We start from the raw sequence: 12,600 nt of genomic DNA on the forward strand, positions 1-12,600 counted from the left end.
GGGAAAATCCGCCTCACGCTAACAAATTTGCGTCAAGACTGTCGCTATCGCGCGAACCGTATTGCAACCAAAGATGCACATTCCCTAACATGTTCCCACTTCACACCGTGTTTTGACATCACGGCCTGGATGCGGAATGTTACAAGGCGGAAAGCCAACAATGGGAGTAAGTCATGGCAATCTACAAGAGCAATGGTGACCGTGTTCCGGATCACATCCTGAAAATGGCCGAAGAAGCCAAATCGGGCGGCGTGGACCGCCGCGAGTTTCTGGCTTTGGCAAGCGTCTTCGGCGCATCGACGGCAATGGCCTATGGCATGCTCGGCCTCGCCGCGCCTACCCCGGCCCGGGCCGAGGACGTGCAGGGCAAGAAGGGCGGCGTGATCAAGGTCGCGATGTCGGTCAAGGATCCGAAGGATCCGCGCACCGCCGACTGGTCCGAAATCTCCAATGCCGAGCGCCAGGCGCTCGAGCCGCTGGTGAAATACACCAAGGAATATACCTTCGCGCCCTACCTGCTGGCGAGCTGGGACATCAATGACGACGCCACGGAATACACGCTGCATGTGCGGCCGGGCGTCGAGTGGAACAATGGCGACAAGTTCACCGCCGACGACGTGATCTACAATTTCAACCGCTGGGCCGATAAGGGCGCGGAAGGCAATTCGATGCCTGGCCGCCTCGGCAGCCTCGTCGACGACACGACCAAGAAGCTGCGCGACGGCTCCGTCGTCAAGGTCGACGACATGACGGTCAAGCTCAAGCTGTCCAAGCCCGACATCGCCATCATCCCGAACCTGTGCGATTACCCGGCGCTGGTCGTGCACAAGACCTTCGACGAGAAGGGCGCCAACTTCAAGAACTGCCCGATCGGCACCGGTCCGTTCGAGCTGGTCTCCTACGATGTCGGCCAGAAGGTGGTCTACAAGCGCCGCGAGACCGGCAAGTGGTGGCAGGGCGAGGCCTTCCTCGACGGCGTGGAGTTCATCGATTACGGCACCGATCCGGCGGCGACCGTCTCGGCTTTCGAGTCGGGCGAAGTCCAGACCAACCACGAAACCACCGCCGACTACATCAAGATCATAGCGGATGTCGGAGCGCCGGTTTCGGAAGTCGTGACGGCAGCCACGGTTGTGTCTCGCTTCAATGTCACCAAGAAGCCCTATGACGACCAGAAGGTTCGTCAGGCGATGTTGCTTGCCGTCGACAATGCCACCGTGCTGCAACTCGGCTACGGCAATGCCGGCACGCCGGCCGAAAACCACCATGTCGCGCCGATCCATCCGGAGTATGTCAAGCTGCCAGAGGTCAAGCGCGACATCGCCAAGGCCAAGCAGATGCTGACGGAAGCCGGCGCGATCGATTTCGAGCACGAGCTGATCAGCAACGACGAGGACTACCACAAGAACACCACGGACGCGATCGCGGCCCAGTTGCGCGAGGCCGGCATCAAGGTGAAGCGCACCGTGCTGCCGAGCTCGACCTTCTGGAACGACTGGACGAAGTATCCGTTCTCGGAAACCAACTGGAACATGCGTCCGCTGGGCATCCAGGTCATCGCCATCGCCTACCGCACCGGCGAAGCCTGGAACGAGACCGCTTATGCCAACCCGGACTTCGACAAGAAGGTGAACGAGGCGCTCGGCATCGCCGATGCGGAGAAGCGCAAGGTTGTGATGAAGGACATCGAGCAGATGCTGCAGGATTCCGGCATCATCATCCAGCCTTACTGGCGCAAGCTCTACATCAACATCAAGCCCGAGGTGAAGAACCACTCGATGCACCCCACCTACGAGCACGACTTCGGCAAGGTCTGGCTCGACCAGGCGTGATCCATGGCGCGATGAATACGAGGGGCCGCGGCCCCTCGTATCTCAAGCTCCGTCGCCGCTGCACATCCTGCTGCGGTGGCGGGGCCTCATCCGCTTTTCGAAACAGGGTTGAACCTATCTGACCCCAACCCGGCCGGCAGGGGGCGCGCATGTTCTCATTCATCGCCAGACGCATCGGCACCATACTGCTCACGATGCTGTGCCTGACGCTGGTCGTGTTCTTTCTCGTCAATCTCGAGCCCAATCTCAAGAAACTGGCGATCAGCCAGACCGAGATGCACACGCCCGCCGACCAGCTTGAAAGCTGGCTGGTCAACCATGGCTACCGGCAGAATTTCTTCGTGCGCTACGGCCAGTGGCTGGGCGTCCTGCCGAAGCATCCGATCACCGATCCGGCGACCGGCAAGACGACGCAACGCTTCTCCTTCTGCAACGACCCGATCGAGCCGACATTCTCCGGCGTTCTGCAGGGCGATTTCGGTTGCTCGACCAAGTTCAAGACGACGGTCGGGGCCAAGCTTTTCCCGGCCCTCGGCGCCACCGGATTGCTGATGTTCTGGGTGTTGGCGGTGATGGTGCCGATCTCGCTGCTGATCGGCATTCTCGCCGGCATGCGCGAAGGCTCGCGCACCGACCGTGTGCTGTCCGTGGCCTCGATCGCCTCGACGGCGACGCCCGAATATGTGTCGGGCGTCATCTTCACCGTCATCTTCGCCTCCTGGCTCGGCTGGCTGAACGGTTCGGCTGCATCCGCCAGCCAAGGCATCACCTTCTACAATTTCACGCTGCCGGTGATCACGCTGGCGATCTACGGCATCGGCTATATCGCGCGCATGACACGCGCCTCGATGGTCGAGGTGATGACGCAGCAATATATCCGCACCGCCCGGCTGAAGGGCCTGTCCTTCAGCAGCGTGGTCATCAAGCATGCGTTGCGCAACGCATTGATCGCACCCTTCACCATCATCATGCTGCAGTTCCCGTGGCTGCTCACCGGCGTCGTCATCGTCGAGGTGATGTTCCGCTACCAGGGCTTTGGCTACACGCTGGTCGAAGCCGCCGGCAACAACGACATCGATCTGCTGCTCGGCTGCTCGCTGGTCTCGGTGTTCATCGTGCTGATCACGCAGCTCATTTCCGATGTCGGCTACGCGTTTCTCAATCCGCGTATCAGGGTTCAGTAGGGGCAGGGCCGATGCAAACCGAATATATCAGCGCCTTCGACGTGGTTATCGGCGTGCTCTGGCGGTTCTGGCCGGTGTGGGTCGGGCTCATCCTGGTGATGGGCGCCAGCTTTACCTACAAGAAGCGGCTCGGTCTCTACGGCCAGCTCTTCGACAGCGGCGTCGGCATCGCCGGCGTCTTCATCTGCCTGTTCTGGCTGTTCACGGCGATCTTCGCCTCGACCATTTCGCCCTTCGACCCGTTGGCGCAGATCTCGGTGATGAAGGACACGCTGCCCGGCGCGATCGAGCCGGCATCGAAGCTCGTCTATTATTTCGGTGGCGACAAGCTTGCCCGCGACGTCTTCTCGCGCATGGTCTATGGCAGCCAGATCGTGCTGATCATCGCACCGGCCGCCACCGGCTTCGCGCTGATGGTCGGCATCACGCTCGGCCTGCCGGCCGGTTACTATGGCGGCAAGATCGACACGCTCTTGTCGTTCCTTGCCAATCTGGTGCTGGCCTTCCCGGTGATCCTTCTGTTCTACCTGCTGGTGACGCCGGGCATCATGGACACGCCGATCCCCTATGCGATGGCGGGATTGTTCTTCCTGTTTCCGATCATCTTCTTCAGCGTCCTGTTTTGGACGCGGTTCAAAAACCGGCCGGATCGGCTCTATATCCTGCTTGGCATCACGCTGGTCGTCGGCGGCTGGATCTATGCGGGCCTCGTCTTCGACAAGGATCCGTTCCACATCGTCCACATCGATCCGAACCAGCTCAACATCTTCGTGGCGGTGGTGTTCGCTTCCAGCCCCGGCGTATTCCGCATCGTGCGCGGTCTGACCATGGACATCAAGACGCGCGACTATGTTGCGGCGGCGCAGACGCGCGGTGAATCGCCCTGGTACATCATGCTGTGGGAGATCCTGCCCAATGCGCGCGGTCCGCTGATCGTCGATGCCTGCCTGCGTATCGGCTACACGACGATCCTGCTCGGAACGCTCGGCTATTTCGGCCTGGGCCTGGCGCCGGAAAGCCCCGACTGGGGCACCGCGATCAAGGACGCCAGCCGCCTCTTGCGTTCCTTCATCCACCCGGCGCTGCCGCCGACGATCGCGCTGATGTCGTTCGTGCTGGGGCTGAACTTGTTGGCGGATTCGCTGCGTGAACAGTCGATGAAGGATTGATGGCGGGGCTTTCGGCCCCATCTTCCAAGAACCAAGGATTGGAGCGACCCATGAACGAGGCAGTTCGAGATCCAGGCAAGCCGACCAATGGGCCGATCATCGAGATCGAGAACCTCTCGATCTCCTTCTTCACCCGCAAGGGCGAGATCCCGGCCGTGATGGATTTTTCCTGCACGGTCATGCCCGGCGAGGCGATGGGCATCGTCGGCGAGTCCGGCTGCGGCAAGTCGACCGTGTCGCTCGGCATCATGCGTGACCTTTCCAACATCGGAAAGATCGTCGGCGGCAAGATCAAGTTCCAGGGCAAGGATATGGGCGAGCTCTCCGAGGAGGAGCTACGCTCCATCCGCGGCAACAAGATCGCCATGATCTACCAGGAGCCGATGGCGAGCCTCAATCCGGCGATGAAGATCGGCCAGCAGCTGATGGAAGTGCCGCTGATCCACGACAAGGTGTCGAAGGAAGAGGCGCATAGCCGCGCGCTGGAGATGGTGCGGGCGGTGAGGCTGCCCGATCCCGAGCGCATGATGCGCTCCTATCCGCACCAGCTGTCGGGCGGCCAGCAGCAGCGCATCGTCATCGCCATGGCGCTGCTTTCCAAGCCGGCGCTCCTGCTGCTCGACGAGCCGACGACGGCGCTCGACGTCACCGTCGAGGCCGGCATCGTCGAACTGGTCAAGGGGCTGGGTGAGAAGTTCGGCACATCGATGATCTTCGTGTCGCACAATCTCGGCCTCATCCTCGAGACCTGCGACAAGATCACGGTGATGTATTCGGGCGAGGCGGTCGAGACCGGCAAGATCAAGGACGTGTTCGACCGGATGCGCCATCCCTATACGCAAGGGCTGTTCCGCTCGATCCCGCTGCCAGGCGCGGACAAGAACTCGCGGCCGTTGATCTCCATTCCCGGCCAGTTGCCACTGCCGCATGAGCGGCCGAAGGGCTGCAATTTCGGTCCGCGTTGCCACCATTTCGTCGAGGGCGTCTGCAACGCCGCGGAAATCCCGATGGTCCCGGTCGACGGCCATGAGGGGCATTTCTCTCGCTGCGTGCGGTTCAACGAGATCGACTGGGAGGCGCTGCCGCCCGGCGCCAAGAAGGTCAACGAAAAGGTCGAGCCCGGCGCGCCGGTGCTCAAGATCGACGATCTCAAGAAATACTACAGGGTTGGCGGCAGCGAGGTGTTCGGCTCCAGCGAAGGCCGCGTCGTCAAGGCCAACGAGACGATCTCGTTCACCGCGCGCGAATCCGAGACGGTTGCGATCGTCGGCGAATCCGGCTGCGGCAAGTCGACACTCGCCAAGGTGCTTCTGGGGCTGGAGACCGCAAGCTCCGGCACGGTGACGCTGGGCAACAAGGAGATCCAGTCGACCGGCATCGAGAGACGCAATGTCGAGACCGTGTCTTCGATCCAGATGGTGTTCCAGAACCCGTTCGACACGCTGAACCCCAGCCACAGCGTCGGCTCGCAGATCATCCGAACGCTGGAGAAGTTCAAGGTCGGCAAGAATGTCGCCGAGCGGCGCCAGCGCATGCTGGAGCTGCTCGACCTTGTGAAGCTGCCGCGCGCCTTCGAGACCCGCAAGCCACGCCAGCTGTCGGGCGGCCAGAAGCAGCGCATCGGCGTCGCGCGCGCCTTTGCCGGCGACGCCAAGGTGGTGGTGGCCGACGAGCCGGTCTCGGCGCTCGATGTCTCGGTGCAGGCGGCGGTGACCGAACTGCTGATGGATATCCAGCGCAAGAACAAGACGACGATGCTGTTCATCAGCCACGATCTGTCGGTGGTGCGCTACATCGCCGACCGCGTCGTCGTCATGTATCTCGGCTATATCGTCGAGCAAGGCACGACCGACCAGATCTTCTCGCCGCCTTACCATCCCTATACCGAGGCGCTGCTCTCGGCGATCCCGATCGCCGACACGAGCGTGGTCAAGAAGCACATCGTGCTCGAAGGCGACATCCCGTCGGCGATGAACCCGCCGACCGGCTGCCCGTTCCAGACGCGCTGCGGCTACAAGAAGCTGGTGCCGGACAATCTGTGCGAGACCAAGGTGCCGCCGGTCAAGAACCTCGGCGACGGCCATATGAGCCTGTGCTGGCTTTCGGACGACGTGCTGGCGAAGATGGAGCCGGTCATCAAGTTCGACAAGGACCATGCCGCCCATGAAGGCGTGCCGGATGATGCGCACGGCACTGGCCCGGGTTTTACAGGAACGGCGCCGAACCGCCCACGAGGCAAAACGGGCAGCGCGGAAGCCGACCAGATCGGGGAGGCCGTGGAGCAGGGCGAGGCCGGCATGCGAGCCCGTCGCCACGAAGTCCGCGACGAGACATCGGAAACCGGTGTTTCAAAGCCCAAGGACACGACAAGACGTCACTAGCCTTAAAGCGCGTCGCCTGAATCCACTTCAGCGCGACGCGCTTTAATTGCCGCACTGCCGCATCTGCGCGGCGTAGTCGCGGGCCATCTGGTCGGTGGCGCGCGCGTAGCCTTGAACGCCGGCGTCACCGCGATTGCCGCGGCCATAGGCGGTCCAGCCGAGGTAGTAGGCCAGATAGAGATTGTAGGTGTCGTTGCGGGCGACGCCAAAGGTGTCGGCGGTCTTGGAGTGGTACCAGCCGACGAAGTCGATGGCGTCGGCAAAGCGCGTGCGGCGCGCCGTCCAGTTGCCGGTCTCGCTCTGATATTGCGACCAGGTGCCGTCGAGCGCCTGCGAGTAGCCCGTGGCGCTCGAGACATGGCTCCACGGGATGAAGCCGAGCAACTTGGTGCGCGGCGGGCGGGCATTGCTCTTGAAGCCGGATTCCTTGCGCACCGTCGCCATCAGCACGGGGACGGGGATGCCGTATTTCTGCTCGGTCCGTTCGGCGGCGGACTGCCAGTTGTCGAACCAGCCGTCATTCTGGTCGAAGACGGCGCAGACGTTGTTGATGTGACTGGGCGCCGTCGCGCAGGCCGAAAGCGCCAACAGCACGGAGACGGCGACAATTTTACGAAAACTCGACCTACACATTGGAAGACGAATAGGCCGAAATCATAAAAGGAGTCTTGCCAGGTTCCTTAACGCGCTCGCGGGGGCACGAGAAAGCCGAATGTCGATATTACGACCATAGGCGTCGTTATTCTCTTCGTTGTTTTTGAAAAATGCCGCCTGGGCTAAAATCCCGCCGGCAAATGGCGAATTCCTGACAGCTCGCAGGTGATGCCGGCGCTCTGATGCGCGCATGAGCGAACCAAGACGCAAGCGCGGTGCCGAGCGCACCAGCAACCGTGGGCCAGCGGCCATTCCGCAACTGCCGCGGCGGCGAGTGGAGAATCCCTACCCGCCCATGGCACTGCTGTCGGCCGACCAGATCGAGGCCATCCACCAGGCGTCGATGCATATACTGGAGAATTTCGGCATCGAGGTGATGAGCGCGCGGGCGCTGTCGCTGTTCGAGCGCGCCGGCGCCAAGGTCGATCACGGCTCGATGAATGTGCGCGTCGATCGCGGCATGGTCGAGGCGGCGCTGAAGTCGACGCGCCCGGCCTACAAGCTGACGCCCCGAAACCCGGACCACGCCATCCATCTCGGCGGCAGCACGATCAACTTCACGCTGGTGGCGGGGCCGCCCAATGTGCATGACATGGAGCGCGGCCGCCGCGCCGGCAACCTTGCCGACTATTCGGACCTCGTGCGGCTGGCGCAGCATTTCAACTGTATCCACATGCTGGGCAATCAGGTCTGCGCGCCGATCGAGCTGCCGGCGAACACAAGGCACATGGACACCTATTTCGCCAACCTGACGCTGACCGACAAATCTTTCCACGTCTCGGCGATCGGCCGGGGCAGGGCGCTTGACGGCATCGAGATGATGGCGATCGCGCGCGGGCTGACGCTTGACGAGATGCGCGACGATCCCGGCGTCAACACCATCATTTCGGTCAACTCGCCGCGCCGCTTCGACGAGATGATGGCGGAAGGGTTGATGACCATGGCCGAATACGGCCAGTCGGTGGCGGTGACGCCGTTCACGCTGATGGGCGCGATGAGCCCGGTGACGCTGGCCGGCGCGCTGGCCCAGCAGAATGCCGAAGCGCTGTTCGGCATCGTGCTCACGCAGCTGGTGCGTCCGGGCGCGCCGGTGATGTATGGCGCCTTCACCTCCAATGTCGACATGAAGTCTGGCGCGCCCGCCTTCGGCACGCCGGAAAACACCAAGGCCAATATCGCATCAGGGCAATTGGCGCGGCGCTATGGATTGCCCTATCGCACGACGCCGGGCTCGGCCTCGAACGCGGCGGACGCGCAGGGCGCTTATGAAACGCTGATGGCTTTGTGGGGCGCGGTGCTTGGCCACGGCAATCTCGTCTACCATGCCGCCGGTTGGCAGGAGGGCGGGCTGACGGCTTCGTTCGAAAAGCTCATCATTGATGTGGAGATGATGCAGCACATGATGGAGTTTTTGCGCCCGATCGTGGTCGACGAAGGCGAACTGGCCGTGGACGCGCTGGGCGCGGTGCCGACCGGCGGCCATTTCTTCGGCGAGCCGCACACGCTGGAGCGCTACGCCACCGCCTTCTACCAGCCGATGCTTTCCAACTGGCAGAATTACGAGGCCTGGCAGGAGGCCGGAGCGCTCGACACGACGGCGCGCGCGACGCGGCTGTGGAAGAAAGCGCTGGAGGAATATGTCCAGCCGGCCATGGACCCCGCCGTGTGCGAGGCGCTCGAAGCCTATATGGCGCGCCGCAAGGAGGCGATCGGGCAGGGCGAACCGTGATGGAACAGCTTCCCATCCTGATTCATTTCAATCTCTCAACTCACTGAATCAACGAGAAAAACCCCATGAAGTCGCATGCAAAGGTCGTGGTCATCGGCGGTGGTGTCGTCGGATGCTCGGTGCTGTTCCATCTTGCCCGCCATGGCTGGACCGATGTCGTGCTTCTCGAGCGCGATGAGCTGACCTCGGGCTCGACCTGGCATGCGGCCGGCGGCATGCACACCATCAACGGCGACCCCAACGTCGCCAAGCTGCAAAAATACACGATCTCGCTCTACAAGGAGATCGAGGAGCTTTCGGGACAGGCGACGGGCGTGCACCTGACGGGCGGCGTGCTTCTGGCGGCAACCGAGGCGCGGCTCGACTGGCTGCGCGGCGTCGTGTCGAAGGGGCGCTATCTCGGCATCGATCTCGAGGTGATCTCGGCCAAGGAAGCCGCGGAATTGATGCCGCTGATCGATCCCAGCCAGTTCGTCGGCGCCGTGCGCAACAAGGAGGACGGCCACCTCGATCCGTCCGGCGTGACCCACGCCTATGCCAAGGCCGCGCGCAAACTGGGCGCCGAGGTTGAGCGCTTCACCAAGGTCGAGGACATCGTGCGCCGGCCCGACGGGTTGTGGCGCGTCATCACCAACAAGGGCGAGGTGGTGACCGAGCATGTCGTCAATGCCGGAGGGCTGTGGGCGCGCGAGGTCGGCCGCATGGTCGGGCTGGAACTGCCGGTTCTCGCCATGGAGCACATGTACCTGATCACCGAGGACATGCCGGAGGTCACGGATTGGAACAAGAAGACCGGCACCGAGATCATCCATGCCGTCGACTTCGACGGCGAGCTGTATCTGCGCCAGGAGCGCGGCGGCATGCTGATGGGCACCTATGAGAAGGCCAACAAGGTGTGGTCGGAGTTCACCACGCCTTGGAATTTCGGCCATGAACTGCTGGAACCGGACATCGACCGCATCGCGCCGTCGCTGGAAGTCGGCTTTCGCCACTTCCCGGCCTTCCAGAAAACCGGCATCAAGCAGATCATCAACGGCCCCTTCACCTTCGCGCCCGACGGCAACCCGCTGGTCGGCCCGGTGCGCGGCCTGCCGGGCTTCTGGGTCGCCTGCGGCGTCATGGCCGGCTTCAGCCAAGGCGGCGGCGTCGGTCTTGCGCTCTCCAACTGGATGATCGAGGGCGATCCCGGCGCCGACATCTGGGCCATGGATGTCACCCGCTACGGCGACTGGGCGACGATGGCCTACACCAACGCCAAAGTGCGCGAGAATTACTCGCGCCGCTTCTCGATCCGTTTCCCCAATGAAGAATTGCCGGCCGGGCGCCAGCTCAAGACGACGCCGGTCTACGACCTGCTGTCGGCCAAGGGCGCGCAATGGGGCGTTTCTTTCGGGCTTGAGGTGCCGCTGTGGTATGCGCCCGCGGGCGTCAAGGATGAGTTCTCATGGCGGCGCTCCAACGATTTCGCCCATGTCGCCAATGAAGTGGCGGCGGTGCGCGGCGGCGTCGGCCTGTCGGAGATCTCGAACTTCGCCAAATACAAGGTGACGGGCGAGGGCGCCTCAGCCTGGCTCGACCGTGTGCTTGCCTGCAAATTGCCGAAGCCCGGCCGCATGACGCTGGCGCCGATGCTGAAGCAAGACGGCAAGCTGATCGGCGACTTCACGCTCGCCAACGTTGGCGACGGCGAATGGTTCATCGCCGGCTCCGGCGTCGCCGAGCAATACCACATGCGCTGGTTCGAGGCGCATCTGCCCAAGGACGGCTCGGTACACATTGAGGCGCTGGGGCAGAAACTCACCGGCCTCGCCATCGCCGGACCGAAAGCGCGGGAGGTGCTGGCGAAAGCCAGCCGCGCCGACGTCTCCAATGCCGCATTCCCATTCATGGCAGTGGCGCGGATGGATATCGGCATGGCGCCGTGCCTGGTCGGGCGCGTTAGCTATACCGGCGATCTCGGCTACGAGATCTGGGTGGCGCCCGAATATCAGCGCGCCGCCTTCCAGTCGCTGCTGGCGGCGGGCGAGGAATTTTCGATCGGCCTGTTCGGCTCGAGGGCGCTCAATGCGCTCAGGCTGGAGAAGAATTACGGCTCATGGGCGCGCGAGTACCGGCCGATCTACGGGCCGCTCGAGGCCGGGCTCGACCGTTTCGTCGCCTATGGCAAGGATGCCGATTTCATCGGCAAGGCAGCGGCGCTCGCCGAGCGCAAAGGGGGCGGCAAGCTTCGGCTGCGCAGCTTCATTGTCGATGCCACCGATGCCGACGTCATCGGCGACGAGGCGATCTGGCATGACGGCGTCGTGCTCGGCTGGGTCACGTCCGGCGGCTATGCGCATAATTCGAGGAAGTCGGTCGCCTTGGGCTATGTGCCCAAGGAGATCGCCGACAGACCGGATGGGTTCGAGATCGAGATCCTCGGCAAGCGCCATGTGGCGCGCATCCAGGCGGCTCCGCTGTTCGACGCCAATTTCGAACGGATGCGCGCCTGAAGCGCTACGGCTTCGCCGATTCGCTTCAGATTCTTGGCTTTGTGCATGCTTTGTCAGCCGCGACGGTTGTCCAGCGCGAAGGCGCCTGGGCCGGCGAATATAAGATAGAGGAAGATGAAGCAGAAGGAGATCGCCAAGTCGCCGCCGTTGTTTACGGGGAAGAAGTCGCGCGGGAAGTGCGCCATGAAATAGGCGATGGCCATTTCGCCAGCCAAGAGGAAGGCGACCGGGCGGGTGAAGAGCCCGAGCGCCAGCAGGATGCCGCCGGCGAATTCGAGAATGCCGGCCGCCGTCGTTAGCCCGGTGAGGGCGTGCGGCTGAGCGCTGACCGGGAAATTGAACAGCTTCTGCGAGCCATGTTCGATGAACTGCAACGCGGTCATGATGCGCAGCACGCCCAGCGCCTGCGGCCGGTACTGAGCAAGGCTCTCAAAAAGCTTCATCTAAACTCCATTTTACCCCCGCCTTTACCCCCGCCCGGCCATAAATTGTCACCGGGCAATGGACCACTCACTTCCCATGGCCCCACCATCAACAATCGGTGAGTGAAAATGGGTTCACCTCCCAATAAATGTTCTCGCAATGGTTGCATATTTATCCCTATGGTTGTATTGATATGCCGAGACATCAAACCATACGGGTCCGCTTTGCCATGAAAAAAATCCTCATCAGCCTATTCGCAATCCTTGCAGGCACCAGCTTCGCTGCGGCCGCTGACGGGGGCTGCGATGCCTTCAAATGGCCGGTTGCGCGCGAGCAGGCCTTGTTCCCAGCGGCGCCGGCCGCCCAGTCCGGCACCTCCCTGACAGTCGGGCAAGCGGTGGATTTCTCGCTCGAGGCCGTCGACACGGTCAGCTTTGAAGTGCCGCCGGAACGCGCACCGGCAGCCGGCACGTTCGGCGCGACGGCCAGCGTGGCCGTGCCGCCTGATGGCGAGCTGCAGCTCAGCCTGTCCGACGAGGCCTGGATCGATGTCGTGCAGGACGGCAAGACCGTAAAATCGGCGGCTTTCAGCGGCGTCAAGACCTGCCCGGGCATCCGCAAGAGCGTGCGCTTCAAGCTCGCCGGCGGCGCGGCGATCATCCAGATCAGCGGCGCAAAAAAGGCCGATCTGAAGGTGGCTGTGCTGACGCCGGAGTGATCCGGCGCCAGCCCATCC

The 12,600-nt window shown here is 62.8% G+C and carries 9 protein-coding genes; 7 read left to right on the forward strand and 2 right to left on the reverse strand.

The features are described 5' to 3' along the window. The first annotated feature begins 173 nt into the window (after positions 1-173). The 4 genes from FJW10_RS24455 (at position 174) to FJW10_RS24470 (ending at position 6,566) form a co-directional block, all read left to right on the forward strand. Positions 174-1,832, forward strand: a complete 1,659-nt coding sequence (locus FJW10_RS24455) for an ABC transporter substrate-binding protein (RefSeq protein WP_140828867.1) — start codon at positions 174-176, stop codon at positions 1,830-1,832. Positions 1,833-1,981: 149 nt separating this feature from the next. Next, the gene (locus tag FJW10_RS24460; protein WP_140901976.1) at positions 1,982-3,016 is read left to right on the forward strand and encodes an ABC transporter permease; all 1,035 of its coding nucleotides are present in this window, start codon (positions 1,982-1,984) and stop codon (positions 3,014-3,016) included. 11 nt (positions 3,017-3,027) lie between these two features. Next, entirely contained in the window at positions 3,028-4,185 is a 1,158-nt protein-coding gene (locus FJW10_RS24465) for an ABC transporter permease (RefSeq protein WP_140646108.1), read from the forward strand. Positions 4,186-4,235: 50 nt separating this feature from the next. Continuing rightward, positions 4,236-6,566 carry an ABC transporter ATP-binding protein gene (locus tag FJW10_RS24470; RefSeq protein ID WP_140828869.1) on the forward strand — a complete coding sequence of 777 codons (2,331 nt, stop codon included), beginning with the start codon at positions 4,236-4,238 and terminating at the stop codon, positions 6,564-6,566. A 42-nt stretch (positions 6,567-6,608) separates the two neighbouring features. Here the strand turns inward: FJW10_RS24470 and FJW10_RS24475 are convergent, their stop codons facing one another. Beyond that, complete coding sequence (locus FJW10_RS24475) at positions 6,609-7,199, reverse strand: transglycosylase SLT domain-containing protein (protein ID WP_140901977.1); 591 nt, start codon at positions 7,197-7,199, stop codon at positions 6,609-6,611. Positions 7,200-7,410: 211 nt separating this feature from the next. Between FJW10_RS24475 and FJW10_RS24480 the strand changes: the two genes are divergently transcribed. Next, positions 7,411-8,949 (forward strand): trimethylamine methyltransferase family protein, encoded by a 1,539-nt coding sequence (locus FJW10_RS24480; RefSeq protein WP_140901978.1) that lies wholly within the window; start codon positions 7,411-7,413, stop codon positions 8,947-8,949. Positions 8,950-9,014: 65 nt separating this feature from the next. Continuing rightward, positions 9,015-11,441, forward strand: coding sequence for an FAD-dependent oxidoreductase (locus tag FJW10_RS24485; protein ID WP_140901979.1), 2,427 nt, complete (start codon positions 9,015-9,017; stop codon positions 11,439-11,441). A 53-nt stretch (positions 11,442-11,494) separates the two neighbouring features. Here FJW10_RS24485 and FJW10_RS24490 read toward each other — a convergent pair whose 3' ends face one another. Beyond that, positions 11,495-11,884 (reverse strand): DoxX family protein, encoded by a 390-nt coding sequence (locus tag FJW10_RS24490; RefSeq protein WP_140706457.1) that lies wholly within the window; start codon positions 11,882-11,884, stop codon positions 11,495-11,497. A 209-nt stretch (positions 11,885-12,093) separates the two neighbouring features. Between FJW10_RS24490 and FJW10_RS24495 the strand changes: the two genes are divergently transcribed. Further along, a complete protein-coding gene (locus FJW10_RS24495) occupies positions 12,094-12,582 on the forward strand; it encodes a hypothetical protein (protein WP_140706732.1) in 489 nt (162 codons plus the stop codon). Positions 12,583-12,600: the final 18 nt, after the last annotated feature.

Source organism: Mesorhizobium sp. B4-1-1 (assembly GCF_006439375.1).
Taxonomy (GTDB): domain Bacteria; phylum Pseudomonadota; class Alphaproteobacteria; order Rhizobiales; family Rhizobiaceae; genus Mesorhizobium.